We start from the raw sequence: 26,925 nt of genomic DNA, 5'->3' as shown, positions 1-26,925 counted from the left end.
CGTTCAGCGGTGGAGGGCTGCCGCCAGAACGTCAGCGCGGGAACGCGGGCGGTCGGCTGCCGAGACGGGGAGGCCTGCGGCGTCGAGCAGGTCCGCCTGCCACGGTCGATCGAGCTGCGCGTGACGGAGGAGGTCGGCGTCGCCCAGGAGGGCGCCCGCATCGTCGCTGCCGGCCCACCCGGCGTCGAGCAGCGTGACGGTGTCGGCCCACTCCCACACGAGCGCCATGTCGTGGGTCGACAGGACGACGGTCGTGCCCGCGCCTTCGAGCCGCTTGAGACACGCGAGGAGAGCCGCGCATCCGGCGGGGTCGAGGCCGGCCGTCGGCTCGTCGAGCAGGAGGAAGCGCGGCTGCATCGCCACGGCGCCGGCGAGGGCGACGCGTTTGCGCTGGCCGTACGAGAGGTGATGCACGGGGCGGGTGAGCAGCTCGGTGATGCCCAACAGTTCAGCGGTCTCGGCCACCCGCGCACGGACGGCGTCGGGGTCGAGGCCGAGGTTGGTGGGACCGTAGGAGATCTCGGCGTGGACATCGGCGGAGAAGAGCTGATCGTCCGGATCCTGTAGGACGAGCTGCACGGCGCGGCGGTGGGCGGTGAGTGCTGTGCGCTTGAAGCTCAGGGGCGTCTCGTCGACGAGAACCTCGCCGGCGGTGGGCCGCAGGCTGCCGCTCAAGGTCCGCAGGAGCGTCGTCTTGCCCGCACCGTTGGCGCCGATGAGCGCGAGGCGACGGCCCGCCACGACCTCCACGTCGACGTCGCGCAGCACCCACGCGTCGCGGCCGTACCGGACGCTGACCCCGTGCAGGGCGAGCGCACTCATCGGGTCATCACCGCGACGACGCCGAGCGCGAGGACCACGCAAGCGCTGAGGCCGACGAACGGCACTGAGACGTTCTGCGCCCGGGGCGTGACGACGAGCGCGCCGTCGAAGCCGCGCCCTTCGAGCCCTTCGCCGAGACGCTGAGCCCGCACCCAGGCCGTTCGGAGCGTGGCGGAGAGTAGCGATGCGACGCTGGCCCGGGCGATGCGCGGCGACGCGTACCCGAGACGGGCCTCCTGCGTAGCCCGGACGTTGCCTGCCACGTCGAGGAGGACGAAGAGCATCCGGTAGACGAGGCCCGCGATCTCCACCATCGTCGCGGGCACCTTGGCGCGACGGGCCGCCGTCAGGAGGTCGGTCATTGGGGTGGTGAGGGCGAGCAGCATGAGGGCCGAGGCCGCCGCGAGTGAGCGGCCGACCGTCTCGACGGAACGCTCGATAGACGCCGGCGCCGACCAGAACGGGCCGAACGACCACACGGCGTCAGGAGCGGGGTGGCCGATCGACACCGCCGCCACGAGTGCCCCGAGGACGATGAACGTCACCGGCAGCGTGAGAACGCGGGAGGCGAGCCTCGGTTCGACGCGGGCGCCGACGAGGATCGCGACCAGGCAGACCACGACGACGGCGGCGTGGAGCCAGGGCGCCCGCGTCACCATCGCGACGACGAGCAGCCCGAGACTGAGCACCGACTTCTCGAGAACGGAGCGATCGCGCCACCTGTTGCTCCAGGCGGCGCGATCGACGGCCGGGCCGGGGCCCGTCCTGGCTCCCACGGTCAGCTGCTGTGGGTTGTCGACTCGGGGGTGCGTGCGGCGTTCTGCGGGGAGTCGTCGGCGTTCGGCGCCGTTTCCGTCGAACGCTTACGGCGCTCGCGGAACGTGCCGAGCACGAAGCCGAGAATGCCGGCGCCGATGGCGGCCTGCAGCGCGAAGAGGCCTGATTCGACCTCGCCGCCGGGCTGCTCCCAGATCGGCGAGAACCACGGCTCGTAGTCCTTGTTCGAGGCCTCGATCTGCTCGGAGGCAGCGGCGTCCGTTCCGCCGAACTCACCGCCGGAGTGGGTGCCCATGAGCAGGGCGATAGCGAACACGACGGCCGCCAGGGCGAGAAGTGCGACGTTCTTCCACACGGTCGAGCGCTTCATCGGGCACCTCCGGCGGGCGTGTTGAGGGTGTCGTCGGTCGTGGCGGGAGTGTCGGATTCGCCAGGCTCGTCGTCGAAGACATCGCGGCGGCCCTTGCCGAAGCCGAGGCCCTGCAGCTGCGGGCCCGCCCACGAACGCAGGGCGTTCATGAGGAGCACGCCGATGAGGCCCTCAACGATGGCGAGCGGAATCTGAGTGAGCGCGAACAGGCCGAGGAAGCGCGACCATGCGCCGAAGAAGCCGCTCTGGGCGTCGGGGAACGCGATGGCCAGCTGCGTGGCGGTGACGACGTACGTGGCCAGGTCGGCCAGGGCGACGGCGAAGAAGACGGCCACCGAGAACGGCGCCCGGCCCAGGAGACGGTAGGTGCCGTAGGCGACCCACGGCCCGACGATCGCCATGGAGAACACGTTGGCGCCCAACGTCGTCAGGCCGCCGTGCGCGAGCAGCAACGCCTGGAAGATAAGCACGATCGTGCCCAACGCGGCCATGACGGGTGGCTTGAAGATGACGGCGCCCTCACCCGTGCCCGTCGGGTGCGACGAACTGCCCGTGACCGACGGCAGCTTGATGGCCGACAGCACGAACGAGTAGGCACCGACGCCGGCGAGCAGGAGTTTGGAATCAGGGTGTTCACGCGTGATCTGCGTGATGCGGCGGACGCCGTGAACGACGAACGGCGCGGAGACGGCCGTCCAAGCGGCCGCGTGGAGGGGTGGCAAGAAGCCCTCGGCAATATGCATGGCAATGCACCTTCCCGGGATGACGCGTCCCGACAATGCTTCGCCCTCGAGTTCCTGACTCGCGGAAAACCCGCTCACAGTGGCGCGACCGTCCCGGACTCTCACCGGGTTCCTCGATCTTGAGGCGACGACGGGAGCCTAACAGCGGCGAGTTGCGCGGTGGGGGGAGTGGAGGGGGCTTCTTCGATGACGTGAGCGGTGTCACCGCCATGGACGATGTTGTCAGCGCTCGATGTTTGAATGGCGCCATGGACAACCTGCTCGGAATCCCCGAAACCAAGCTCGACGTCGACCCGGCCGCCGAGAAGCTCGACGCCGGCGTCCACCCGCGCGACGTCGCCCGCATGTACCCGGCCAGCTCGCTCGTGTGGGCCCAGCTCGCCGAGGACGCGCTCGACGACGGCGAGGCCGTCGAGGGGTACGCCTACGCCCGCACCGGCTACCACCGCGGGCTCGACTCGCTGCGCAAGGCCGGCTGGCGCGGCCAGGGCCCGGTGCCGTGGGAGCACGAGCCGAACCGCGGCTTCCTGCGTGCACTCGGCGCGCTGAGCAAGGCCGCCGGCGCCATCGGCGAAACCGACGAACAGCGCCGCTGCGCCGACTTCCTGCGCGACTCCTCGGCCACGGGCGCTCGCGAGCTCGGCCTCTGACCAGCTGACCGGGCCCTGGCGCGACGCGCGTTGGTGCTGTTCTCGATTCGTCGTCGAATTGAGGGAACCGAACACCGCGCGTCCGCGTCAGAGGTGTGCGATGGCGCGTTCAGGGAGCGTTCGTCTCCGGGGGACGAGCGAACGAGGGAACAGCGTGCGCATCGTCTGCCACCGTCCACGGTGGAAGGGACGAGGGGGACATGGCCGGGAGGGGTCATGTCCCCCTCGTCTGTCCTAATGTGGACGCGTGAACCGCCTCGCCGTCCTCGGCCTCGACGACCTTGCCGAACAGCTCTACCGCCAGGTGCTGCGCGATCAGGCGCGTCCCGCGTCCGTGTATGCCGCGCGCCTCAACCGGTCCACCGCCGAGATCGACGACGCCACAGAGGCGCTGCGCGCCATGCGGCTCGTCCGGATCAACGAGGAAGGGCTCGTCCAGGCCGACCACCCGCGCGCCGGCCTCGAGCGCATCCTCTCGGCCGAGGAGGCGCGCCTCGCGGAACGCCGCCGAGACCTCGCCCGGCTGCGTGACGCCATCGACGGATTCGCCGGCGACCACCGTGCCGGGCAGGAGCACTCGTTGTCCGACGAGCCCGCCCGCGAGTACATCGACGCCTCCGGCCTCGCCGATGTCATGGAGCACTTGGCCGCCTCGACGTCCGGCCCGATCCGCATGACGCACACCGACGCCGTCGCCTTCACGCCCGACGAGCAGCCCGTCCTGTGTCGCCTCGTCGAGGAGGGGCGCGGGCTCTACGGACTGCACGAGTTCGACGCCGCGAGCAGCCGCACCCTCGAGGTGGCCCAGTGGGCAGCCATGGGGGAGAGTCAGCGCCTCGCCAACCACATCCCGAACGAATTCGTCTGTTACGGCACCGATCTGGTGCTCGCCAACACCGAGTGGGGCGGTGACGAGGGCCGATACGCCGTGCTGCGGGATCCCGTCGTCGTGCGGGCCTTCGTCGAACTGTTCGACCGCCTCTGGGCAGCCTCGACCACCGTCGACGACGGCGTCGACACGACATCGGAGCGTCTCGTCGAGCTCATGCAGGCCGGCCTCAAGGACGAGGCCATCGCCCGCGTGCTCGGCGTCAGTCTGCGCACCGTCCGCCGTCGGATCGCCGCGCTCATGGACGAGTGCGACGTCGAGACACGCTTCCAGCTGGCGGTCGAACTGACCGAGCGCGGAATCGTCGGCTCAGGTCAGCGACGAGGCTCCGGAGCCTGAACGTCCCGATGCCGCAGTGAGCGTCATCACGGCCCCGACGAGGCGAGCGGGTACCCTTGGGCGGTAAGAGTCGACGCCCCGCGCGGGTGTGCCGCACGGCACGCGTCGCGCCCGAGGGCGTCGGCCCAGCAGCAACCAAAGGCAGTTGATCCGCATGCCGGCAATCGTGCTCGTCGGTGCCCAGTGGGGCGACGAAGGCAAGGGCAAGGCCACCGACCTCCTCGGAAGTCGCATCGACTACGTCGTGAAGTTCAACGGCGGTAACAACGCCGGCCACACCGTCGTCGTGGGCGGCGAGAAGTACGCCCTGCACCTGTTGCCCTCGGGCATCCTGACGCCGGGCGTCACGCCCGTCATCGCCAACGGCGTTGTCGTCGACCTCGGCGTCCTCTTCGAGGAGCTCGACGCTCTCGAGGCCCGCGGCGTCGACACGTCCAAGCTCGTCGTGTCCTCCAACGCGCACCTCATCCCGCGTTACAACAAGGTCATCGACCAGGTGTCCGAGCGTTTCCTCGGCCAGCGCAAGATCGGCACCACCGGCCGCGGCATCGGCCCCACGTACGCCGACAAGATGAACCGCATCGGCATCCGCGTGCAGGACATCTTCGACGAGTCGATCCTGCGCCAGAAGGTCGAAGCGGCGCTCGAACTGAAGAACCAGCTGCTCGTCAAGACGTACAACCGCCGCGCCATCGAGGTCGACGAGGTCGTCGAGGACCTGCTGCAGTACGCCGAGCGCCTGCGCCCCATGGTGGCCGACACGTCCCTGCTCCTCGGCAAGGCACTCGACGCCGACGAGGTCGTCCTCTGCGAGGCCGGCCAGGCCACGCTGCTCGACGTCGACCACGGCACCTACCCGTACGTGACGTCGTCCAACGCCATCTCCGCGGGCGCCTGCACCGGCGCCGGCATCCCGCCCACGCGCATCGACCGCGTCATCGCCATCCTCAAGGCGTTCACCACGCGCGTCGGCGAGGGGCCGTTCCCGACCGAACTGCACGACGAGGTCGGTGACACCCTCCGCGAGATCGGCCACGAGTTCGGCACGACGACCGGCCGCCCGCGCCGCGTCGGCTGGCTCGACGTCGTCATCGGCCGCTACGCCGCACGCGTCAACGGCGTCACCGACTTCGTCGTGACGAAGCTCGACAACCTCGACACCTTCGACGAGATCCCCGTCTGCGTCGCCTACGAGGTCGACGGCAAGCGCTTCGACGAGATGCCCGAGAACCAGACCGACTTCCACCACGCGAAGCCCGTCTACGAAATGCTCCCCGGCTGGAAGCAGGACATCACCGGCTGCCGCACCTTCGAGGACCTGCCGGAAAACGCGCAGAAGTACATCCTCTTCGTCGAGGAGCAGATCGGCGCACGCATCTCCGCCATCGGCGTCGGCCCTGGCCGCGACGAGATCATTCAACGCCACGAGCTGGTGTAATCCCTCGCCCCGTCTTCCGGCGAAGGCCCCCGAACTGCGAGCAAGCTCGCAATTCGGGGGCCTTCGCTCGGTGCGACAGGGCTTCGGGCCGTGAGGTCGGGCGCGGGGCTCGCACCGGCTTCGCAAGCTCAGCCGCTGCTTCGCGCCGCGCTCGACCTCACGGCGTCCGCTTCCCGCGTGGTGCCGTTCTGGGGGAGGGTATCGGCTTTCGTTGCTGCTCGGACGTGACCTCGTCCGCGTCTTCGGGACATGGCCTGCGTCGCGTCGGGTCGGGTCGGTCCGAATTGGGATGTTTTCTTCCCTTCTTGTGTCCAAGACGTCTGCTTGCGCGAAAGAAGGGAAGGTCTCTTCCCTCGTGGTGTGCAAGGCGCTTGCTTGCGCACACGTGGGGAAGATTTCTGCGCTTGTGGTGGGCGGGGCATCCGGTCGCGCAAAAGAAGGGACGATTTCGGGTCCGTGATCAGTGAGCGCGACGGCGCCGGGCGGCCAGGCGGCGCACTCCGACGACGGTGAGTCCGAGCATCAACCCGAGCCAGGCAGCGGGCGCACCGACCTCGAGCGCCGCAAACCACGCCGTCGGCGTATATGTCCTGAGCCCGACGGCGAGCCCGACCACTGCGCCGAGAGCGCCGAGTCCTCCGCTCAGGATCGCCACGAGTCGAGCGTCGTTCCGCGAGAAGCCGGGTGAGGGGTGCGTCGGCCGCGTCGTACCCGAGGTGACGTGCTGTGACATGGCGTTCCGCCCTTCTCCGCAAATTTGAGCGGTTGCTCAATTGCTAATGAAGCAGCCGCACTCACCCAGCGTCGTCTCCGTGCGGCCGTCGTCACGATCGTCGGACGGCGCGGACTCGCGTCCGTCACGGCGCGATCCGTGGCGGCCGAGGCAGGCGTCAACCAGGCGCTGATCTTCTACCACTTTGGCACCCTGGGCGACCTCGTCGCGGCCGCCTACCGCGAGTCCGTCGACGAGGCGCTTGAGCGGTACCGCGAGGCCCTCGCCTCGGCCCACGGGCTCGGCGAGGTGCTCGACGCGGTGGAGGCCGAACTCGGCACCGACCGCGCTGACGGCGGCGCCGCGCGCATGGCTCAGCTCCTCGCCGCTGCGGGGCAGGACGAGGCGTTGGCGAAGCTGGCGCGAGAGTTGCTCGGCGAGTGGCGCACGGTCGTCGGTGAGGCGGTCGAACGAGCGATGGTCGACAGTCCCGTCGAGGGGCTCGTCTCGCCCGCGAGCGTCGTCGAGGCGGCCCTGTCGGCAATGCTCGGCGCAGTGCTCGTCGACGGCGCCCAACCGGGCGTGCTGTCGAACTCGTTCGCCACACTGCGCGAACTCGACCGAACCCTCGCGCGGTTCTCCCGGCTGCCCTCACGTGCCGTCCGGTCCATCATCGCGCCGAAGTTCGCATCGGGCGCTCCGAACCACCCCTCTCGGTAGGCTGACGACGTGGCGCGCGAGAAAACACGACTTCAATTCGGCAAGTACAACGGCGACGAGCACTGGGGCAGTGAACTGGAGATCCTCGGCCAGGACGCCAACGGCCTGTGGCTCGGCGGACGCAAGGGCACCGAGGTGAGCAAGCCCGGCACGAGCCAGAAGGTGCCGTGCCACCACGTCGTGCTCATTCCCGACGAGCAGTGGTGGGTCGCCACGTTCAACGCCGAACCCGCCGGGCGCAGCCGCACGATCGAGGTCTACGTCGACATCACGACGCCGACCACCGTCAACCAGGGCGAAGCCTTCACGCTCGACCTCGACCTCGACGTCATCAAGCGGACGACGGGCGTCGTCGAGATCGACGACGAGGACGAGTTCGAGGCGCACGCGCACGACTTCGCCTACCCGGCACGGCTCGTCACGGCTGCTCGCGAAGCGGCCGACGCCGTCCGCTCGATGATCGAGAACGGTGAAGCGCCCTTCGACGGCTCCCACCGAGCCTGGCTCGCCAAGATCTGAGCCGAGCACGCCCGCTCGACGCCCTCGGCGCTGGGCAGGCTTCCCTGCGGTTGGGTAGTCACTGCCTCGGCCCAATCGCAGCAAACTCCGCCCAACGGCATGAGGTGACCCCTCCGTCGCCAAACGCGCCGAAACCCGGTCGAGCCACCGCGTCGCCGCCCTCTAAACTGGCCGGGTGACTACTGTGCTGCCGCCCGACGCCGACTGGGTTTCCCGACTTGCCGACGAGACGATCGCCGAGGCCGAACGCCGCGGCACGAAGGTCGTCGTCGCCTCCGGCATCAGCCCCTCTGGCCCGGTGCACCTCGGCAATCTGCGCGAGGTCATGACCCCGCACCTCGTCGTCGACGAGATCCGCCGCCGCGGCGTCGAGTGCGAGCACATCATCAGCTGGGACGACTTCGACCGCTACCGCAAGGTGCCCAACGTCCCGAACGTCGACGACTCCTGGCAGCAGTACATCGGCATGCCGCTCACGCGCGTGCCGGCGCCGAAGGGTTCCAGCGCGTCGAGCTGGGCCGAGCACTTCCGCACCGAGTTCGAGGCCGGCCTCGACGCCCTCGGTGTCGTCTACCGCGGCATCAGCCAGACCGAGCAGTACACGTCCGGTGCCTACACCGACGAGATCCTCTTCGCGATGAGCAAGCGCGACGAACTCGACGCCATCCTCGCCCGCTACCGCACGCTTCCCAAGGACGACGCCGCTGCGAAGCCCGTCAAGGGTGGCAAGAAGGCGCCCGTCCTGTCGGAGGAGGAGCAGGCCGCGGCGGCCGAGGCCGAAGAAGGTTCCGGTGCGGCCGGTGAGGACGACGGCGGCAGCTCGAGCGGCTACTACCCGTACAAGCCCTACTGCTCGAAGTGCGGCACCGACTTCACCACCGTCACCGCCTACGACGACGAGACCACCGACCTCACCTACACGTGCCGCTGCGGCCACGAGGAGACGGTCGTTCTGCGCGAGCACCACAACGGCAAGCTCGTGTGGAAGATCGACTGGCCGATGCGCTGGAAGTACGAAGGCGTCGTCTTCGAGCCCTCCGGCGTCGACCACCAGAGCCCCGGCAGCTCCTTCGTCGTCGGCAAGGACGTGGCACCCATCTTCGGGTGGGAGCGTCCCCTCGGCCCGATGTACGCCTTTGTGGGCATCAAGGGCATGGCGAAGATGAGCTCGTCCAAGGGTGGCGTGCCGATTCCCACCGACGCCCTGACGATCATGGAGCCCGCGCTGCTGCGCTGGCTGTACGCGCGCAAGAAGCCCAACCAGAGCTTCACCGTCGCGTTCGACTCCGACGTGCAGCGCATGTACGACGAGTGGGACGCGCTCGTGGCCAAGGTGGGCTCCGAGAAGGGCCAGCCCGGTGACGTGGCTGCGCTCGTCCGCGCCTCGACGACGGCCGAGGGCGAGCTGCCCTCCACGCCGCACCCGGTGGCCTACCGCACCCTCGCGAGCATCAACGACATCACGACGGGCGATGAGGAGCAGACGCTTCGCATCGTCGGCAACCTCGACCCGGCGAACGCGCCGTCGAGCCTCGACGTCCTGCGTCCGCGCCTGAGCTGTGTGGAGCGCTGGGTCGAGCGGTACATGCCCGACGACGAGCGCACTGTCGTGCGTAAGACGAAGGACGAGGCAGGCATTGCCGCGGCCACCGACTCGCAGCGCGAACAGCTTCGGATCCTGCTCGACGGCAAGGACGTCGACGGCGCCGAGGGCCTCGGCCGCATCGAGGACGCGTGGACGCTCGACGGACTCACCACGCAGGTCTACGGCGTGCCGAAGGTGCAGGCGGGCAAGGACGCGAACTTCCGCCCCGACCGCAAGGCCGACCCCGAGACGGCCGCCGAGCTCGGTGCGAGCCAGAGGGAGTTCTTCAAGCTGCTCTACAACCTGCTCATCGGCAAGGACACGGGTCCGCGCCTTCCCACGCTCCTGCTGGCCGTCGGCCCGCAGCGTCTGCGCGAACTCGTCACGCCCTGATCGAGCCGTGACGAAGCCCGCTCACCTCACGAGGTGAGCGGGCTTCGTCATGTCGTGCCTACTTCGTCGGCGCGCTCGAGTAAACGCCGTCCTTCGTCATCGACGGGATCAGCTCGTCGATCGTGACGAGGGTGTAACCCTGCTTCTGCAGCTCGTCGACGATGCCGGGCACGGCCTTCGCCGTCGACGGGTGAATGTCGTGCATGAGGACGATGGCGCCCGGGTGCGCGCCGTCGACGACGCGCTTCGTCGTCGTGTCGGCGTTGCGGTTCTTCCAGTCCTCGGTGTCGATGTCCCACAGGACGAAGGGGGCGCCGGCGTGCGGCGTCGCCTCGGTGTAGGCGCCGTAGGGCGGGCGGACGGCGACCGGGTCACTGCCCGTGATCTTCTTGAGAACGTCGGTGGTGCGGGTGATCTCGCTCGTCACCTGGGCGTCGGTGAGGGTGGTGAACTGCGGGTGCGACCAACTGTGGTTGCCGACTCCCATGCCGAGCTTCACCATGCGCCGCACGGTGGCGGGCGCGGCCTGGACGGCCGGGCCGAGGGTGAAGAAGGTGGCGCGCGCTTTCTTCTTCTCGAGGGTGTCGAGGATCGAGTTCGTGTACGGGCCCGGGCCGTCGTCGAAGGTCAGCGCGATGCACTTGGCCTTGGTGCAGTCGGTCTTCTTGCCGGCGTTCTCCGGCTTGGTGGTGGACGTCGACGGCGCCGGTGACGTACTCGACGCCGGGCTCTTCATCGCGGCCTCGCGCACGCGGCGCCCGTCGTCGGAGAGGTAGCGCTCCGGGTTCTTCACCGTGGCGTAGTGCTGCCCGGCCGACATGGGCCCGATCGTTCCCTCGGCGACGGCGGCGACGAGGGTGCCGTCGGGGGTGAAGCTGACGTCGGTGAAGACTTCCTCGGGTGTGGCACCTTCGAACGGCTCGCCGCCGCCGTTGACCTGCACGGCCTGACGTTCGATTTCCTTGATGAGGGCGGCGCGTTGCGAGTCGTCGATGAGCTGGAGCGAGGTGAAGGTGGAGTCACCGTCGCCGTACAGCGTCGTCGAGGTGGCCGCAGAATCGGCTGCCGTGACGGTGTGTCGGAGCCGGATGCCGTACAGCCCCGAGGCGTTGACGACGGGCTCCCACACGACCGTCATGCCGGAACGCGGCCCCGAGTACGTGCCGACGTAATCGCGACGCCAGCTCTGGATCTGGCGCTCGAGCGCTTCGGAGAGCTTCTCCGATCCCGGGAGCGCGGGCCACTGTGCCGAGTAGCGGGGGGCGTTCCACGAGCTCTCGGCACGAACGTCGGAGGCGTCGAGTTCGAGCTTCACCGGCGACACCTTGGGCGCCGACGAGGAGACGCTGACGCTCGGCTTCGCCGAGGCGCCCTTCGAGCCCGACGACGAGCCGGACGGGTCGTCCGTCGTGCACCCCGCAACAGCAGTGGCAACCACGAGGGCGAGGGCAGCGAAGCGACGAGACGTTCTCACGGCGCAATCATTCCACCGTCACCTCGGTGGCGGCTGGACGGGAAGGGAGTGTCGCCCGAGACCGGCCACGCCCGATCGGGCACCCTGCGGACCGAGGGGTTCGTTTCTCCTGCAAACGGCCCGACGTTGTCGGTGGCGTCTCCTAGAGTTCGGGGCGTGCTTCGTTCTCGCTCCCGCATTGCCACCTGCTCGTTGTTTCTCTCGGCGGCCGTGCTGGGCGTGACGGGGTGTGGCTCGCTCGACTCTTCGCCATCACCGTCGGATGCCTCGACCACGAGCAGCACTGAGACGCCTACCGCCGAGACGTCGTCGACGAGCGATGCTCCGTCGTCCACACCGACCACGTCGGATGACGCCCACGAGTCCGGCAACTCCAGCGACGCGTCGAGCGACCCGAGCAGCACGTCAGCGGCCGAAGGGGCGGACGGCGACCGCCGCGGCATCGGTGCGGGCACAGGCGCGGGGCCGCTGTACGACGTCATGGGTATCTCGGACGGGGACACCATCAAGGTGCGCATCAACGGGGTGAAGGAGAGCATCCGCATCATCGGGCTCGACACCCCGGAGACGCGTAAGCCGAACACGCCGGTGCAGTGCTTCGGCAAGGAGGCGAGCAGCAACATGCAGTCGCTCGTGCAGAGCAAGCAGGTTCAGCTCGAGGCCGACCCGAGCCAGGGGGAGCGCGATCGGTACGGGCGCCTGTTGCGCCACGTCTTCGTCGGCGGTTCGACCAACGTCGCGCTCGCGCAGATCGAGGGCGGGTTCGGCAAGGAGTACACCTACGACGGGCCGTACGCGCACCGGCTCGAATACCTGGCGGCGATGAACCGGGCGAAGACGGCGAAGCGTGGCACGTGGGGGCCGCCGTGCAACGGGTTCCACGAGGGGCTCGCCACCACGGCGCCTGCGCAGCCGGCACCTACCGCCTCCGCGCCTGCGGTGAAACCATCGGCCGCCCCGTCAGCCTCGACGAGTGAGCCGGGCGCCTGCGCGATCAAGGGCAACATCAACTCCGACGGCGAGAAGATCGCTCATCGCCCGGGCGACTCGGCGTACGAGCGCACCAAGATCTCGACGGGCAAGGGCGAGCGCTGGTTCTGTTCCGAAAGCGAAGCTCTCGCGGCGGGGTGGCGCATGGCCCGCGCCTGAGCGCTTCCTGAAAAGTTCCTGGCGAGTAACTGAACCAATTCCCTTGTGGTGTGGCACAGTTCACAGCGGTCGCAACCGGGCGGCCCGAATCAGGAGGATCTTCGTGAACCACACCTTCATGCGTAAGGCCGTCGCCACGTGCGCGGCTACCGGAGCCGCGGCAAGCTTCGCGGTGTTGTCGGCACCGGCTCAGGCTGCGCCGCCCGTGCCCTCCGAACCCCTCCCTTCGCCGACGTCCTTCGTCGTGCTTCAGGCGGGAAAGGGCACCGACAAGGCAACCGCTGCAGTGAAGGCGGCGGGCGGCACTGTCGTTCAGGAATGGCCGCAGATCGGCGTCGTCATCGCTCAGGCCTCCGACGGCGCCTTCGACGACAAGGCGCGCAAACGTCCGGGCGTCGTCGCAGCTGGTCCAACGCGCGCCATGAGCGCCCTCGCGGGAGCGGGCAACGTTGTCCCTGACGGCGAAGTGACGGGACTGGGCCCCGGAACCTCCGGTGGCGACGACACGAAGGAAGCCCTCAACGCGGACCAGTGGGACATGCGTCAGATCGGCGCCGACAAGGCCCACCGCAAGACCGACGGCAACCGGGCGATCACCGTCGGCGTCCTCGACAGCGGAATCGAAGCCGATCACAGCGATCTCGCGGCCAACGTCGATCCCTCTCAATCCGTGAGTTGCAACGACCGAGGGGTGCCGAACACCAACCCGAAGGCCTGGCAGCCCACGACATCCGACCACGGAACACACGTCGCCGGCACCATCGCGGGTGCCCGCAACGGCACGGGTATCGTCGGCGTCGCGCCGAACGTCAAGCTGGCAGCGGTCAAGGTCGTCGACGACGACGGGTACATCTACCCCGAGTACGCGATCTGCGGCTTCGTCTGGGCGGCTGACAAGGGCATGGAGGTGACGAACAATTCGTACTTCATCGACCCGTACTTCCTGTGGTGCAAGGCGGACCCCGAGCAGCGACCCGTCATCGAGGCCGTGAATCGTGCACTCAAGTACAGCGAGAAGAAGGACGTCGTCAACGTCGCCGCAGCAGGCAATTCGGGCTGGGATCTGTCGAAACCCATCACCGACACCGGCAGCCCGAACAACTCCGATGACCCGCAGCCGCGTGAAACGGACCACCGCTGCTACGACATCCCCGCCGAGGCCGGCAACACCGTTGCGGTGTCCTCGGTCGGCCCCACGGCTGTGAAGTCCTACTTCTCCAACTACGGTCGCGGTGTCGTCGACGTGGCCGCACCGGGTGGTGACAGCCGCGTTCCCGCTGACACTCCGAGCAAGAACGGGCGCATCCTGTCCACCGTTGTCGGCGGTGGCTGGGGCTACAAGCAGGGCACCTCCATGGCTTCGCCGCATGCGGCGGGCGTCGTGGCGCTGCTGCGCGGCACGCAAACAGGCCTCAACGCCAAGCAGACGATCTCCACCCTGAAGCGCCAGGCGAACCCTCTTGCGTGCCCCGAGTTCTACGACCAGGACCGTGACGGCGTGAACGACGCGACGTGCGAGGGCAAGAAGCAGGGCAGTGGTTACTACGGCGCTGGGCTCGTCGACGCGTTCAAGGCGGTTGGTGGCTGACGTCCTCCTGTTCGTTCGCATCGGCCCGACCTCGCGTATTGCGGGGGCGGGCCGAGCGATGAACGGCGGGTGTTCGGCGTCGGCGTCCGCCACTAGCATCGCGTCCATGAGCGAACACCCCCTCGACGTCCTCTTCGCAGCGGCCCGCGACGGTGAGAGCGTCGTCGTTCCGCCCGGTTGGGGACAGGGCCGCGCCACGTTCGGTGGCGTCGTCGCGGGCGCGATGCTCAGCCGCGTTCTCGCTGCTGTGGGCCTGCCGGAGCAGGACGTGCGGGCCATGACGATCAACTTCGCCGGTCCCGTCGAAGCCGGTGACGCGCGCGTCACGGCCGAGGTGCTGCGTCAGGGCAAGTCCGCGACGCAGGTGGAGGCCCGTGTGACGCAGGCCGACGCCTCGGGCGTCGAGTCGGTGCGGGCCGTCGCGCTCGTGACGATCGGTGCGGCGCGCCCGTCGTCGCTCTCCCTCGCGGCGTCACCGCTCGGCAAGGACCTTCCCGAGCACGACTCGCTCACGCCGATCCCGTACATCGAGGGCGTCACGCCCGAGTTCATCGCGCGCCTCGACATGCGCCTGGCCAAGGGCCACGGACCGTTCAGCGGCGGCGCCGACGGCGACATGCACGGCTACATGTGCTTCCGCGAACCCACCGACGACTTCGGGCTCGCCCACCTCGTGGCACTCGTCGACTGCTGGCCGCCCGCAGCAGGACAGATGCTGACCAAGGTCGTCCCGATGTCGACGATGACGTGGACGATGGACTTCGTCGCGCCCGTCACCGGAACCGGCGCCGACCGCTGGTGGTACGAAGTCACCACCGATGCCGCTCACGACGGCTACGGCCACACGGCCGCCCGGGTCTACACGGCGAGCGGCGAGCCCGTCGTCGTCAGCCGCCAGACGGTGGCCGTCTTCGGCTGAGTCCAGTCTGCGCGGCCTTGTCGCGTGGCTGACTCGCAGGATTCTCGCTTCGCTGCGGTCCTACGATCCATGTGCGCTCGGCGGCATGGTGTTTTTGGCGCGCCTTTGTCGCGTGGCTGACTCGCAGGATCCTCGCTGCGCTGCGGTCCTACGAGTCAGCCACGCTCGGCGGCGCGCACGTGGTGGTGGATGACCTCGTCGATCACGAAGCGCAGGAACTTCTCCGAGAACTCCGGGTCGAGGCCCGACTCGGTCGCCAGCGCGCGCAGCCGCGCGACCTGACGCTCCTCGCGCGACGGGTCTGCCGGCGGCAGCTCGTGCGTCGCCTTGTACTCACCCACGGCCTGCGTGATGCGGAAGCGCTCGGCGAGCATGTGGATGATCGCCGCGTCGATGTTGTCGATGCTGCGCCGGTAAGCGCCCAGCACCTCGTCCGACGTGCCGGCCACAGAACTGTGTGGCGAACGCCCGCCGTCGCTCGGCGGCATGGCGGGCTCGGGGGTGGTCGTCATGGCAGGGCCCTTCGCATCTGGGTCAGCGGACGTCGAGCACCGTCATGCGATGCGCGGCACGAGTCAGCACAACATAGAGAACCCGGGCGCCGCCAGGCGATTCCGCGGTGATCTCATCGGGGTCGACAACGAGCGTCGCGTCGTACTCCAGGCCCTTCGTCGACATCGGGTCGATGACGACGACGCGTCCCGAACGTCCGTCGAGTTCCTCGAGAACCTCACGCCACTTCGCAGGAGCGATGACGGCGACACTGCCGTCGACCTGCTCGAGCAGCGTGGCGACCTCCGAGCGGGCCTGGGCGAGAACGTCGTTCGGGGACACCGTGACCGACGTCGGGTGATTGCCGGTCTCGCGAACGGCCTGCGGGATGTCGGCGTCCGGCACGTAGCGGCGGATGAGCTCGGCGGCGAAGTCGAAGATCTCGCGCGCGTTGCGGTAGTTCGTTGTCATGTGGAAGCTCTGACGCTTCTTGGAGCCGAACGCTTCGTCGCGCGCCGCAGTGGCCTCTTCGAGGTCCGGCCACGACGCCTGCGCGAGGTCGCCCACAACGGTCCACGACGCGTAGCGCCCGCGGCGGCCGACGGCCCGCCACTGCATGGGGGAGAGGTCCTGCGCCTCGTCGACGAGCACGTGGCTGTACTCGTCCGCGCGCGTCAGGCGTCCGGCGAGCAGGCGCTCACGGGCATCCTTCGGCGTCACCTCGTAGCCGACGTCGTGGCTCTGGCGGCGCGAACCGGTCACCTCGACCTCGGTGACGCCGTAGTCCGAGAGGCTCTCGAACTCCTCGATCTCGTAGAAGCCGCGTTCCTCACGCTGGGCCTCCGGCACCTCGGCGAGGCGCGCGAGCAGGTCGTCGACGAGGGCGACGTCGGCCACGGACCACTCACCGGTGGCGAGGGCGGCCTCGAACGAGCGGACGAGCTCGGCCTGTTCGGCGTCGGTGAGGACGCCGCGGGCGAAGCGCGCCAGGCGGCCTGCATCGGTGAGCCACAGGAGCACCTGACGCGGGTCGATCGGACGCCACCAGTCGGCGACGAACGCCTCGACGTCACGGCTGTCCTCGAACCGATCGATGAACTCGGTTCGCTCCATGTTCGTGTGCGTGCGCACCTGATTCCATGCGGCAGAAGCGAGTTCGCTGACAACATCGCTCGGGTCGCCCGCGAGCTTGTTGTGCTGATGGTGAGAGAGCAGGCGGCCGCGGATGCGACGCAACGTCGACTCGTCGAGGTTGACGGCGAGGCCCGCGACCATCGCGCGCAGGCTCCCCGGTGCGTCGGGCGCCACGTCCTTCGCCGCGCGCGAGAGCACCGTGCGGATGCTGAGCGTGCCCTTGATGCGGGCGGCCTCCGGGGTGTCGAGGCGCGTTGCCGTCATGCCGCCCACGACGTCGCCGAGGGCTCGGAGAGCGACGGAGTCCTCACCGAGTGAGGGCAGCACGCGCTCGATGTAGGCGGTGTACGCGGACGACGGGCCGACGACGAGGATGCCGCCCGACTCGAAGCGGCGGCGATCGGAGTAGAGCAGGTACGCCGCGCGGTGCAGCGCGACGACGGTCTTGCCCGTACCCGGGCCTCCCGTGATGAGGGTGACGCCGCGCGCGTCGGCCCGGATGGCCTCGTCCTGGTGACGCTGGATCGTGGCGACGATGTCGCGCATCTGCGCGCCGCGCGAACGGGTGAGCGCCGCCATGAGCGCGCCGTCGCCGACGACCGTCATGCCCTCGGGCGCCTCGACGACCATGAGGTCGTCCTCGACACCGAGCACGTTCGCGTCGCGGCAGCGCAGCACGCGGCGGCGCACGACGTTCTCGGGCGCCACTGGCGTCGCGCGGTAGAAGGGCGACGCCGCTGGGGCGCGCCAGTCGATGACGAGGGGCTCGTACTCGTCGTCACGCACGCCGAGGCGGCCGATGTAGCGCACCTCGAGGTCGTCGCCGGAGCCGGTGGAGACCGAGCCGGAACCGTCGGAGCTCATCGCGTGGTCCATGTCGAGGCGTCCGAAGACGAGTCCCTCGAACTGCTGCTCGAGAGTGGCGCGGCGCTTGCCCGCGGAGAACATGAGGGCGTCGCGTTCGAACAGGCCGGCCTTCTCCTCGTCGCGCATGTCGCCGGAGCGGCTCGCGCGCCCGCGCGCGAGACCTTCGCTCTCGACGAGCTGAACGCGCTCGCCGGCCTTCGCCAGTTCGGAGTACACGCGATCGACGTGCGCCTGTTCGTGCGCGATCTCGTGCTTCACCTCGTCGGGCAGTTCTTCGTGCGAACGTGTGCCCTGAGCTGTGCTCACGCAGTGTTTCCCATCGCCGTGCGGTCCGTTCACCCTCGCAGGGTGGCACTCCAGCTTAGTCGTCGCTCGGTGCGCGATCACGCCCCGCCCGGCGCCCGTCTCACGTGCGCCTGTGCGGCCCGCTCGGGTCGAGCGACGTCAGCCCTGTGCAAGCAAGTACTCACGCGGCGCACGACCGACCTTCGCGCCCACTCCTGCCGCGGAGCGGACCTCTTGGAGAGCTCTGGCCCGAATCCCCTCTGTCGACTATAATCGACACATGTTCGAGGTTCTCACCACCCAGGACTTCGATCGTTGGCTGCGTCGGCTGAAGGACAGGCAAGGCCGTCTGCGGATCTTGGCCCGTCTCGATCGTCTGAGCGCCGGCAACCTCGGCGATGCGAAACCGGTCGGTGGCGGCGTCCTGGAGCTGCGTCTCACCTTCGGCCCCGGATACCGGATCTACCTGACGCGCCGAGGTCAGCAGGTGGTCCTGCTGCTGTGCGGCGGGGACAAGTCCACCCAGACCGAGGACATCGCCAAGGCGCGGCAACTGGCCAGCGCTTGGAACACGCAGGAGGGGCACGATGACTGAGACCTACACCCGATTCGACGCCGCGAGCTACCTCGAGAACATCGAGGACGTAGCCGGCTACCTGCAAATCGCCCTCGAGGAGTCTCACGAGGACCCGACCGCGGTGCCCCGCGCTCTGGGGGTCATCGCCCGGTCGGGCAACATGAGCGAACTCGCCCGCCGGGTCGGCATGAGCCGCGACGGCTTGTACAAGGCCCTGTCCGACCAGGGCAACCCCACCTGGACGACTGTGCTGAAGGTGAGCGAGGCGCTCGGGCTTCGCCTGTCGTTCGAGGCTGTCGCCTGACCCACGCGTGCTTCGCCGCGTAGCAGGGCCCTTCAGGTGTCTTCATGGCGGCGCTGGCCTCACTCGACGCCTCACGTCCCGGCTCGAGGGTGCGAGTCCAACGAGGCTGGCGAGGTGGACGGCTGGAGCGATCCTGTAGGCCGTCACCGCCTTCACTCGTGTAACGGATCGCCCATTTCGCGGCGGTTCTCCACGACACATCACAAGCGTTCCGCGGCGCGAGTGCCACCCGTCCGATGATCATCGGGCCAGACACAAGCGGGTACGGACTGTGAGAGCGGTGTTGGAGCGGGCAGCGTGGGCACTGAAGGCCTCCCGGCGTGGTGTGGGAACCAGACACTCCAATGGCACCTAGCGAGGCCTTCGTTTGTCACCCGATCAGATCATCCTGCGTCGCCGCTTCTCAGAGACCGAACCAACGTTCCTGGTCTTCACAGCTAGGCGCAGCAGACTGGGACCATGCCGGGCCATTCTGTCTCCCTCGCGAACCACCTCGCTGCCGGGTGTCGCCACTCTGTGGGTTTGTGCAGTGACGGCACGGTGGTCGCGTCCGGGGGTGATTCCGCCGGCGAAGGGGCCGTGGGCGGGTGGAGCGACATCGTGGCCGTAGCGGCGGGGAACGTGCACGCGTTCACCAACACCGGCAAGTCTCACACCGTGGGTCTGAAGTCTGACGGCACTGTTCTCGCCGTCGGTTGGAACGGGAACGGTCAGTGTGATGTCAGGTCGTGGAACAGTATTCGAACTGTTGCTGCCGGGTGGCGCTTCACGTTGGGCGTCTGTCAGGACGGGACTGTCGTTGCGACCGGCCGAAGCACGGAGGGCCAGGCGGCCGTCAATGAATGGTGTGGGGTCACGGCTGTGACCTGCGGTGATTGGCACTCCGTCGGAGTGACGACCGCCGGAACGGTTCTTGCTGCAGGGAACAATCGAGCGGGGCAGTTGGACGTGGTCGGTTGGCGGGATGTGGTCGGGGTCTCGGCGGGCTACCTCCACACGCTTGCGTGCACGGTCGACGGAAGCTCGTTGGCTGTTGGGGCGAGAAGCAGCGGAGTCGACATCGTCCTGACGTGGCGAAACGTCGTCCAGGTGTCCGCAGGCAGTCACCACAGCGTGGGGCTCACCGGCTCGGGGCGAGTCTTGGCCGCCGGTTCGAATAGCCACGGCCAGTGCGATGTCCAGGATTGGCGGGATGTCATCGCCGTGGCCGCGGGCGCCCGTCATACCCTCGGGCTCCGAGCGGACGGGGTCGTGCTCGCGACGGGCAGCGACGAGCATGGTCAGGGCAACGTCGGGAGCTGGCCGCACTTGCTCTGATCCAATGCGCGCTCAGACGGCGAACCGTGCGTCGGAACAAGACGCCGTGTACCTTTCCCGCAGGCTCAGGTGTTGCGATCTTGACAACGAGCCCTGCGATGTTCGTCGCACGGACGCCCGCGCGCTCTGCGGGCCCACCTACGCCCCGTTCGGTCGCGGGCAGCGCCGGTAGGGTTGGGCGCATGAAGACACTCGTCGTCGGTACGGGCGCGCGCGAGCACGCGATCGTCAGGGGTCTGGCCGCAGACCCGCAGGTCGAAGCCGTCCTCGCAGCGCCGGGAAACCCCGGAATCGCGCAGATCGCTGACTGCCGACCGGTCGATGCGAACGACGGCGACGCCGTCGCGGCGCTCGCGCAGGAGGTCGGGGCCGACCTCGTCGTCATCGGGCCCGAGGCGCCGCTCGTCGCGGGCGTCGCTGACGCGGTGCGGGCTGCAGGAATCGACACGTTCGGCCCCTCCGCCGAGGCCGCTCGCCTCGAAGGTTCGAAGTCGTTCGCCAAGGACGTCATGAACGCCGCGAACGTCCCCACTGCGGGGGCTCACACCTGCACCGATCTGGATGCCGTCGCTGCAGCGCTCGACGCGTTCGGCGCCCCGCACGTCGTCAAGGACGACGGGCTCGCTGCCGGCAAGGGCGTCGTCGTCACTGACGAGCGTGACGAGGCGCTTGCCCACGCGAAGGCCTGCCTCGACGCGGGCGCGACCGTCGTCATCGAGGAGTACCTCGACGGCCCGGAGGTCTCCCTCTTCTGCATCACCGACGGCACGAGTGTTGTTCCCCTGCAGCCAGCGCAGGATTTCAAGCGCGTCGGCGACGACGACGCCGGCCCGAACACCGGTGGCATGGGCGCCTACTCGCCCCTCGAGTGGGCGCCGCACGATCTCGTCGACGAGATCGTGCGCTCCGTCGCGCAGCCGACGATCGGCGAGATGGCGCAGCGCGGCACCCCGTTCGCGGGTGTGCTCTACGTGGGCCTCGCGCTGACGTCGAAGGGTCCGAAGGTCGTCGAGTTCAACGCGCGCTTCGGTGACCCGGAGACGCAGGTCGTGCTCGCGCGGCTCGTCACCCCGCTCGGCCAACTACTGCGCGCGGCCGCACGCGGTGAACTGGTCGACTTCCCGGCGCTGCAGTGGCGCAACGAGGCCGCGGTCACCGTCGTCGTCGCGAGCGACGGGTACCCGGCTCAGCCCAAGACCGGCGACCCCATCAGCGGGCTCGAGGACGTCGATGGCGACGGCTCGCGCGCCGGTGGCGGCGCCTACGTCCTGCACGCGGGCACGAAGGCCGGCGACGACGGCACGCTCGTCTCCTCGGGGGGCCGCGTGCTCTCCGTCGTCGCCCTCGGCGCCGACCTGGGCGAGGCCCGCGAGGTGGCCTACGCGGGCGTCGAGAAGATCGACCTGCCCGGCTCGCACCACCGCAGCGACATCGCACTCAAGGCCCTGCGCGGCGAGATCACCGTCTGAGCCTCACGCCCACACCCTCGACGAACCCGCACCGCTCCAAGGAGAGTCCATGACCGACGCCCCGAACCTGCCGGGTTACGCGCACGTCTACTCGGGCAAGGTGCGTGACCTCTACGCGCCGCTCGACGACGCGGGCAACCCGCGCGACGACCAGGTGCTGCTCGTCGCGAGCGACCGCATCTCGGCGTTCGACTACGTCCTGTCGACGCCGATTCCGGACAAGGGCGCGGTGCTGACGCAGCTGTCGCTGTGGTGGTTCGAGCAGATGGCGGACCTCGTGCCCAACCACGTCATCTCCACGGACGTGCCGGAGGCAGTCGCCGGGCGCGCGGTGCTCGTCGAGCGTCTCGACATGGTGCCGCTCGAGGCGATCGCCCGCGCCTACCTCACCGGTGGCGGGCTGGCCGAGTACCGCGAGACGGGTTCGGTGTGCGGGGTCGCGCTGCCCGCGGGGCTCGAGGAAGCGTCGAAGCTGGACGAGCCGGTCTTCACGCCGACGTCGAAGGCCGAGCTGGGGGAGCACGACGAGCCCATGACGTATGACGAGGCCGTCGATCTCATCGGTGCCGAGCGAGCCGAGGAGATTCGGGACCTCACCGTCCGGATCCTGCAGCGCGGCAACGAGATCGCGTCCGAGCGCGGCATCCTCATCGCCGACACGAAGGTGGAGTTCGGGGTTCGCGCCGACGGCACGCTCGTGCTCGCGGACGAACTGCTCACGCCCGACTCGTCCCGCTTCTGGCCGGCCGACGACTGGCAGCCTGGCCGCGCACAGAACAGCTTCGACAAGCAGTTCGTACGCGACTGGCTCACCTCCGACGCATCGGGCTGGGACAAGGCGAGTGGCGAGGAGCCGCCGGCGCTGCCGGCCGACGTCGTCGAGGCCACCCGCGCCAAGTACGTCGAGGCGTACGAGAACCTCACGGGTCGCATCTTCGCCTGAGCCCCGGGACGCACGAAGCGCGGGCGCCCTCCACCGGGTCGCCCGCGCTTCGTGTGTCTGCTGCGCTCAGCCCGTCTGTCCGACGAAGCCGCTGCTGGGTTCCCAGTGCTCCGGTGCCGCGCCGAGCTTGACTCGGAAGTCGCCGCTCTTGGCGCCGGTGACGGTGGGTAGGCCGTTGCCGACCACGACGCGACCGGTGGAGTCGTGGCACACGGCGCTGAAACCGACCGGGCCGATGTCCTCGGGCGCCTTGAACGTGCCCGTGATGAGCGGCCAACGGCCCTCGTGGCCGTCCTTCGTCACCTTGACGTTGCGCACCGAGATGTCGTGGGAGTTCTCGTCCTCGGTCACCTTGGTGATCTTCATGCGGACCTTCTTCGCGCCGGCGGGGGCTTTGCTGATCTTGTTCGAGACCTTCGTCATTCCGGTGCCCGAGCCGACGTTGATCTTGTCCTCGGTGGTTTCGAGAACCTTGCCCGCGGAGTCGAGGAGCTCGTACTGGATCGTCGCCTCGCCCGGCCCCGTGCCGTCCACCTTCCAGACGCTGTAAAGCTTGGCGTAGCCGGAGTCCTTCGATGCCTTGTACCCGCCGGCCATGACGACCTTCGCGCTCTTGAGGACCTCGCTGCTCGGCACCTTGATCGTCTCGGGGGCGTCCGGACGGGCGCCCGTGGGCCCGGAGTTCTCACTTGCCGCGGAACCGCTTGAGGAGGTGCCTTCCGACGACGGGCTTGCCGACGAGGATGGGCTGTCGGACGAACTGTTGTCGCTCGACGTGGAGGACTCGCTCGCCGTAGAGCTCGAGGTCTTCGACTCGGATGCGCCCCCACCGGCGGAGGTTTGTTCGGGGCCACATGCCCCGAGCGCGAGCGTGGAGGCAACGCCGGCCCGGCGGAGGACGGGCAACCGGCCTCTGGCAGGCTCGCTCGACGTCGCAGAACTGGCTCGTCGGTGGGACAGCGAGCCCGATCTCGCCGTCGGGCGGAGGCTGCCGCCCCCGTACACTCGGAAGGGCAAAAGGTTCGCCTCAGCCAGCCAACGACGCCCACGCCGGTGTCAAAGAAAACCTGCAGGAGTTAACCCATGGGCCACGTCGTCGTCGACGTCATGCTGAAGTCCGAGATCCTCGACCCCCAGGGTCAGGCCGTCGCCGGTGCGCTCCCGCGCCTCGGTTTCGAGCAGTTCACCGACGTGCGCCAGGGCAAGCGCTTCGTCCTCGAGGTCGAGGGTGACGTCACCGAAGCCCACCTCGCCGCGGCGCGCGACGCCGCCGACAAGCTCCTGTCGAACCCGGTCATCGAGGACGTCATCAGCGTCCACGACCTGGCCGACGAGGACGCCCGATGAAGATCGGCGTCATCACCTTCCCCGGTTCGCTCGACGACCACGACGCCAAGCGCGCCGTCCGTCTCGCAGGCGGAGACCCGGTCGACCTGTGGCACGGCGACGCTGACCTCAAGGGCGTCGACGCAGTCGTCGTCCCCGGCGGATTCAGCTACGGCGACTACCTGCGCTGCGGCGCCATCGCGCGCTTCGCGCCGGTCATGGAGAAGCTCGTGCCCGCCGCGCAGGGCGGCATGCCGGTGCTCGGCATCTGCAACGGCTTCCAGATCCTGTGCGAGTCCCACCTCCTGCCCGGCGCGCTCATCCGCAACGAGCAACAGAAGTTCTTCTGCACCGACCAGGTGCTTCGCGTCGAGAACGCCTCCACCGCGTGGACGAACGACTTCGAGCAGGGCGCGGAGATCACCATCGCGCTCAAGAACGGCGAGGGCTGCTTCGTCGCCGACGCCAAGACCCTCGACGAACTCGAGGGCGAGGGGCGCGTCGTCTTCCGCTACCTGCACGGCAACCCGAACGGCTCCTACCGCGACATCGCCGGCGTGACGAACGAGCGTGGCAACGTCGTCGGCCTCATGCCGCACCCGGAACACTGCGTCGAGAAGGGCTTCGGCCCCTCGACCGACGGCCTGGCGTTCTTCACGAGCGCGATCAAGGCGCTCGCGAACGTCTGAGGGGATACGAGAACACATGAGTGACCTGAGCATGACGCCCGAGCCCGGCCACGAAGCCGGCGCCCGCGAACACCACACCGACAGCAACCAGATCATCGCTGCTCCCAAGACCGACGGCCTCGACACGGTGACGAAGGCCGAGGCCTCGCCCGACGTCGAGCAGCCGTGGGCGGAACTCGGCCTCAAGGAGGACGAGTACGCCCGCATCCGCGAGATCCTCGGCCGCCGCCCGACAAGCGCCGAACTGGCCATGTACTCCGTGATGTGGAGCGAGCACTGCTCCTACAAGAGCTCGAAGGTGCACCTGCGCCGCTTCGGCGACCTGCCGAGCGAGACCCCGCGCGGCAAGCAGCTCGCCGGCATCGGTGAGAACGCCGGCGTCATCGACATCGGCCAGGGCTGGGCCGTCACCTTCAAGGTGGAGTCGCACAACCACCCGAGCTACATCGAGCCCTACCAGGGCGCGGCCACCGGCGTCGGCGGCATCGTGCGCGACATCATGGCCATGGGCGCGCGCCCGATCGCCGTCATGGACCCGCTGCGCTTCGGCGCCCTCGACCACCCCGACACCGCCCGCGTGCTGCCCGGCGTCGTCGCCGGCATCGGCGGGTACGGCAACTGCCTCGGCCTGCCGAACATCGGCGGCGAGGTCGTCTTCGACGACTGCTACCAGGGCAACCCGCTCGTCAACGCCCTGTGCGTCGGCAAGCTGCGTCACGAGGACCTGCACCTCGCGAAGGCTGCGGGCAAGGGCAACAAGGTCATCCTGTTCGGCGCCAAGACGGGCGGCGACGGTATCGGAGGCGTCTCTGTTCTCGCCTCGGAGACGTTCGACGCCGAGGGCCCGGCCAAGCGTCCGGCCGTTCAGGTCGGCGACCCGTTCGCCGAGAAGGTGCTCATCGAGTGCTGCCTCGACCTGTACGCCGCGGGCGTCGTCGAGGGCATCCAGGATCTCGGTGGCGCGGGCCTCTCGTGTGCGACCTCCGAGCTGGCCTCGGCCGGTGACGGCGGCATGCGCATCGAGCTCGACCGTGTTCCGCTGCGCGACAGCTCCCTTCGGGCCGAGGAGATCCTCATGTCCGAGTCGCAGGAGCGCATGATGGCCGTCGTCGAGCCGGAGAAGCTCGACGAGTTCATGGCGATCGCGAACAAGTGGGACGTCGAGGCCACCGTTCTCGGCGAGGTCACGGACGGCGAGCACCTCGTCATCACGTGGCACGGCGAGGTCGTCGTCGACGTTCCGCCGCGTTCTGTTGCTCACGACGGCCCCGTCTACGAGCGTCCGCTCGCGCGCCCTGACTACCTCGACGCACTGCAGTCCGACTCCGCGTCACTGCTGACGCGCCCGTCGTCGGGTCACGAGCTGCGCGAGCAGCTGCTCGCTGTGCTCGGTTCGCCGAACATCGCCGACAAGTCGTGGATCACCGACCAGTACGACCGCTACGTCATGGGCAACACCGCGCTCGCGATGCCGGACGACGCGGGCGTCGTGCGCGTCGACGAAGCCACCGGCCTGGGCGTCGCCGTTTCCACCGACTGCAACGGACGCTTCACGAAGCTCGACCCGTTCATCGGCTCCCAGCACGCCGTCGCCGAGGCGTACCGCAACGTCGCGGCCACGGGTGCGACGCCGCTCGCCGTCTCCGACTGCCTCAACTTCGGTTCGCCGGAGGACGCGGGTGTCATGTGGCAGTTCAGCCAGGCGGTCGACGGCATCATCGAGGCGTGCCGCTCGTTCGGTACGCCGGTGACCGGCGGCAACGTGTCGTTCTACAACCAGACCGGTGACGTGGCCATCCACCCGACCCCAGTCGTCGCTGTGCTCGGCGTCATGGACGACGTCAGCAAGCGCACGCCGTCGGCATGGAAGGACGCTGGCCTCGCGCTCTACGTCCTAGGCGAGACGCGCGACGAGCTGAACGGCTCCGAATGGGCGGGCGTCGTGCACGGCCACCTCGGTGGCACGCCGCCGCAGATTCACCTCGACAACGAGAAGGCACTCGCCACCGTCCTCATCGACGGTGCGCGTGACGGCCTGTTCGCCTCGGCGCACGACCTCTCGTCCGGTGGCCTCGCGGTCGCACTGGCTGAGGGTGCGGTGCGTCACGGTGTGGGTGCGTCCATCGAGTTCGAGCAGGGCAACGCGTTCGTCTCGCTGTTCTCCGAGTCGGCCGGACGTGCACTCGTCGCTGTTGCGCCCGAGCACGTCGAGGCCTTCGAGGCCATGGCCGGTGGGCACGGCGTGCCCGCGACGAAGATCGGCGAAACGGGCGGGGGAGCGCTCGCCGTCGGCGACCTGTTCTCCGTGCCGGTGGCCGAGCTCGCCGAGACGCACCAGGCGCCGCTGCGCAAGGTCTTCGGCTGATCGACCGAACGAAAGCGGCGGGCCGGTTCTTCGGAACCGGCCCGCCGCTTCGTTGTGCGCGGTGGGAGCG

Annotated in this window: 27 protein-coding genes, 1 pseudogene and 1 riboswitch; of the genes and pseudogenes, 17 read left to right on the top strand and 11 right to left on the bottom strand. The window is 69.0% G+C overall.

Annotation, left to right across the window (positions count from 1 at the left end):
• Positions 1 to 3 precede the first annotated feature (3 nt).
• Genes IM689_RS06870 through IM689_RS06855 form a run of 4 tightly spaced genes read right to left on the bottom strand, consistent with a single transcriptional unit; the run spans position 4 to position 2,712 of the window.
• Positions 4 to 822 carry an energy-coupling factor ABC transporter ATP-binding protein gene (locus IM689_RS06870; RefSeq protein WP_193643419.1) on the bottom strand — a complete coding sequence of 273 codons (819 nt, stop codon included), beginning with the start codon at positions 820 to 822 and terminating at the stop codon, positions 4 to 6.
• Positions 819 to 1,598: a cobalt ECF transporter T component CbiQ gene (gene cbiQ, locus IM689_RS06865; RefSeq protein WP_193643418.1), complete on the bottom strand. Its 780-nt coding sequence runs from the start codon at positions 1,596 to 1,598 to the stop codon at positions 819 to 821. Before cbiQ ends, IM689_RS06870 begins: the two co-directional genes overlap by 4 nt.
• 2 nt (positions 1,599 to 1,600) lie before the next feature.
• Positions 1,601 to 1,969 (bottom strand): energy-coupling factor ABC transporter substrate-binding protein, encoded by a 369-nt coding sequence (locus tag IM689_RS06860; protein ID WP_129665071.1) that lies wholly within the window; start codon positions 1,967 to 1,969, stop codon positions 1,601 to 1,603.
• Positions 1,966 to 2,712 (bottom strand): energy-coupling factor ABC transporter permease, encoded by a 747-nt coding sequence (locus IM689_RS06855; protein ID WP_082128877.1) that lies wholly within the window; start codon positions 2,710 to 2,712, stop codon positions 1,966 to 1,968. The genes IM689_RS06860 and IM689_RS06855 overlap by 4 nt, the downstream gene beginning before the upstream one ends.
• Before the next feature lie 34 nt (positions 2,713 to 2,746).
• Positions 2,747 to 2,870: riboswitch (cobalamin riboswitch) on the bottom strand.
• A gap of 90 nt (positions 2,871 to 2,960) precedes the next feature.
• On the opposite strand from IM689_RS06855, the gene IM689_RS06850 reads away from it, so the two are divergent.
• The 3 genes from IM689_RS06850 to IM689_RS06840 all read left to right on the top strand — a co-directional run bounded on the left by IM689_RS06850 (position 2,961) and on the right by IM689_RS06840 (position 6,028).
• Complete coding sequence (locus IM689_RS06850) at positions 2,961 to 3,362, top strand: DUF3151 domain-containing protein (RefSeq protein ID WP_118914182.1); 402 nt, start codon at positions 2,961 to 2,963, stop codon at positions 3,360 to 3,362.
• Between the two features lie 247 nt (positions 3,363 to 3,609).
• Complete coding sequence (locus IM689_RS06845; protein WP_193643417.1) at positions 3,610 to 4,590, top strand: response regulator transcription factor; 981 nt, start codon at positions 3,610 to 3,612, stop codon at positions 4,588 to 4,590.
• Between the two features lie 154 nt (positions 4,591 to 4,744).
• Positions 4,745 to 6,028, top strand: coding sequence for an adenylosuccinate synthase (locus IM689_RS06840; RefSeq protein WP_047312399.1), 1,284 nt, complete (start codon positions 4,745 to 4,747; stop codon positions 6,026 to 6,028).
• Between the two features lie 460 nt (positions 6,029 to 6,488).
• Here IM689_RS06840 and IM689_RS06835 read toward each other — a convergent pair whose 3' ends face one another.
• Positions 6,489 to 6,761, bottom strand: coding sequence for a hypothetical protein (locus IM689_RS06835; protein WP_193643416.1), 273 nt, complete (start codon positions 6,759 to 6,761; stop codon positions 6,489 to 6,491).
• Between the two features lie 24 nt (positions 6,762 to 6,785).
• On the opposite strand from IM689_RS06835, the gene IM689_RS06830 reads away from it, so the two are divergent.
• The 3 genes from IM689_RS06830 (at position 6,786) to lysS (ending at position 9,957) form a co-directional block, all read left to right on the top strand.
• Positions 6,786 to 7,460 (top strand): TetR/AcrR family transcriptional regulator, encoded by a 675-nt coding sequence (locus tag IM689_RS06830; RefSeq protein ID WP_227484577.1) that lies wholly within the window; start codon positions 6,786 to 6,788, stop codon positions 7,458 to 7,460.
• A gap of 9 nt (positions 7,461 to 7,469) precedes the next feature.
• The gene (locus IM689_RS06825) at positions 7,470 to 7,979 is read left to right on the top strand and encodes a DUF402 domain-containing protein (RefSeq protein WP_193643414.1); all 510 of its coding nucleotides are present in this window, start codon (positions 7,470 to 7,472) and stop codon (positions 7,977 to 7,979) included.
• A gap of 175 nt (positions 7,980 to 8,154) precedes the next feature.
• Positions 8,155 to 9,957 (top strand): lysine--tRNA ligase, encoded by a 1,803-nt coding sequence (gene lysS, locus IM689_RS06820; RefSeq protein ID WP_319803828.1) that lies wholly within the window; start codon positions 8,155 to 8,157, stop codon positions 9,955 to 9,957.
• 58 nt (positions 9,958 to 10,015) lie between these two features.
• On the opposite strand, the gene IM689_RS15040 is transcribed toward lysS, so the two are convergent.
• Entirely contained in the window at positions 10,016 to 11,431 is a 1,416-nt protein-coding gene (locus IM689_RS15040; RefSeq protein WP_193643413.1) for a polysaccharide deacetylase family protein, read from the bottom strand.
• Between the two features lie 156 nt (positions 11,432 to 11,587).
• Here IM689_RS15040 and IM689_RS06810 point away from each other — a divergent pair, with 156 nt between their 5' ends.
• The 3 genes from IM689_RS06810 to IM689_RS06800 all read left to right on the top strand — a co-directional run bounded on the left by IM689_RS06810 (position 11,588) and on the right by IM689_RS06800 (position 15,087).
• Positions 11,588 to 12,580 (top strand): thermonuclease family protein, encoded by a 993-nt coding sequence (locus IM689_RS06810; RefSeq protein WP_319803827.1) that lies wholly within the window; start codon positions 11,588 to 11,590, stop codon positions 12,578 to 12,580.
• A gap of 103 nt (positions 12,581 to 12,683) precedes the next feature.
• Complete coding sequence (locus IM689_RS06805) at positions 12,684 to 14,168, top strand: S8 family peptidase (RefSeq protein WP_319803826.1); 1,485 nt, start codon at positions 12,684 to 12,686, stop codon at positions 14,166 to 14,168.
• A 106-nt stretch (positions 14,169 to 14,274) separates the two neighbouring features.
• Complete coding sequence (locus tag IM689_RS06800; RefSeq protein ID WP_193643412.1) at positions 14,275 to 15,087, top strand: acyl-CoA thioesterase; 813 nt, start codon at positions 14,275 to 14,277, stop codon at positions 15,085 to 15,087.
• 155 nt (positions 15,088 to 15,242) lie between these two features.
• Here the strand turns inward: IM689_RS06800 and IM689_RS06795 are convergent, their stop codons facing one another.
• Together IM689_RS06795 and IM689_RS06790 are read right to left on the bottom strand one after the other, a co-directional pair.
• A complete protein-coding gene (locus IM689_RS06795; RefSeq protein ID WP_047312604.1) occupies positions 15,243 to 15,575 on the bottom strand; it encodes a chorismate mutase in 333 nt (110 codons plus the stop codon).
• 46 nt (positions 15,576 to 15,621) lie between these two features.
• Positions 15,622 to 17,886, bottom strand: a complete 2,265-nt coding sequence (locus IM689_RS06790; RefSeq protein WP_193643411.1) for a HelD family protein — start codon at positions 17,884 to 17,886, stop codon at positions 15,622 to 15,624.
• Between the two features lie 259 nt (positions 17,887 to 18,145).
• Here IM689_RS06790 and IM689_RS06785 point away from each other — a divergent pair, with 259 nt between their 5' ends.
• Both IM689_RS06785 and IM689_RS06780 read left to right on the top strand, forming a co-directional pair.
• Complete coding sequence (locus tag IM689_RS06785; protein WP_193643410.1) at positions 18,146 to 18,460, top strand: type II toxin-antitoxin system RelE/ParE family toxin; 315 nt, start codon at positions 18,146 to 18,148, stop codon at positions 18,458 to 18,460.
• On the top strand, positions 18,453 to 18,746 hold the full coding sequence (locus tag IM689_RS06780; protein ID WP_047312394.1) for an addiction module antidote protein: 294 nt from the start codon (positions 18,453 to 18,455) through the stop codon (positions 18,744 to 18,746). Before IM689_RS06785 ends, IM689_RS06780 begins: the two co-directional genes overlap by 8 nt.
• 112 nt (positions 18,747 to 18,858) lie before the next feature.
• Here IM689_RS06780 and IM689_RS14660 read toward each other — a convergent pair.
• Positions 18,859 to 18,990 (bottom strand): annotated as a pseudogene (locus tag IM689_RS14660) (leucine zipper domain-containing protein); the annotation flags it as partial.
• Between the two features lie 215 nt (positions 18,991 to 19,205).
• On the opposite strand from IM689_RS14660, the gene IM689_RS06770 reads away from it, so the two are divergent.
• The 3 genes from IM689_RS06770 to IM689_RS06760 all read left to right on the top strand — a co-directional run bounded on the left by IM689_RS06770 (position 19,206) and on the right by IM689_RS06760 (position 22,475).
• Positions 19,206 to 20,063 (top strand): RCC1 domain-containing protein, encoded by an 858-nt coding sequence (locus tag IM689_RS06770; protein ID WP_193643409.1) that lies wholly within the window; start codon positions 19,206 to 19,208, stop codon positions 20,061 to 20,063.
• A gap of 182 nt (positions 20,064 to 20,245) precedes the next feature.
• Complete coding sequence (gene purD, locus IM689_RS06765) at positions 20,246 to 21,532, top strand: phosphoribosylamine--glycine ligase (RefSeq protein WP_193643408.1); 1,287 nt, start codon at positions 20,246 to 20,248, stop codon at positions 21,530 to 21,532.
• A gap of 49 nt (positions 21,533 to 21,581) precedes the next feature.
• Entirely contained in the window at positions 21,582 to 22,475 is an 894-nt protein-coding gene (locus IM689_RS06760) for a phosphoribosylaminoimidazolesuccinocarboxamide synthase (protein ID WP_193643407.1), read from the top strand.
• Positions 22,476 to 22,541: 66 nt separating this feature from the next.
• Here the strand turns inward: IM689_RS06760 and IM689_RS06755 are convergent, their stop codons facing one another.
• Positions 22,542 to 23,111 (bottom strand): hypothetical protein, encoded by a 570-nt coding sequence (locus IM689_RS06755; RefSeq protein WP_193643406.1) that lies wholly within the window; start codon positions 23,109 to 23,111, stop codon positions 22,542 to 22,544.
• Positions 23,112 to 23,160: 49 nt separating this feature from the next.
• Entirely contained in the window at positions 23,161 to 23,331 is a 171-nt protein-coding gene (locus IM689_RS06750) for a hypothetical protein (protein ID WP_193643405.1), read from the bottom strand.
• 227 nt (positions 23,332 to 23,558) lie between these two features.
• Here IM689_RS06750 and purS point away from each other — a divergent pair, with 227 nt between their 5' ends.
• The 3 genes from purS to purL are packed head-to-tail and all read left to right on the top strand — an operon-like array spanning position 23,559 to position 26,855.
• A complete protein-coding gene (gene purS, locus IM689_RS06745; RefSeq protein WP_047312388.1) occupies positions 23,559 to 23,822 on the top strand; it encodes a phosphoribosylformylglycinamidine synthase subunit PurS in 264 nt (87 codons plus the stop codon).
• Positions 23,819 to 24,490 (top strand): phosphoribosylformylglycinamidine synthase subunit PurQ, encoded by a 672-nt coding sequence (purQ, locus tag IM689_RS06740; RefSeq protein WP_193643404.1) that lies wholly within the window; start codon positions 23,819 to 23,821, stop codon positions 24,488 to 24,490. The genes purS and purQ overlap by 4 nt, the downstream gene beginning before the upstream one ends.
• A gap of 16 nt (positions 24,491 to 24,506) precedes the next feature.
• Positions 24,507 to 26,855 carry a phosphoribosylformylglycinamidine synthase subunit PurL gene (gene purL, locus IM689_RS06735; protein WP_227484576.1) on the top strand — a complete coding sequence of 783 codons (2,349 nt, stop codon included), beginning with the start codon at positions 24,507 to 24,509 and terminating at the stop codon, positions 26,853 to 26,855.
• Positions 26,856 to 26,925 lie beyond the last annotated feature (70 nt).

It is taken from the genome of Dermacoccus barathri (assembly GCF_015070805.1).
Lineage (GTDB): Bacteria > Actinomycetota > Actinomycetes > Actinomycetales > Dermatophilaceae > Dermacoccus > Dermacoccus abyssi.
This window is presented reverse-complemented; position numbering and strand designations above follow the sequence as displayed.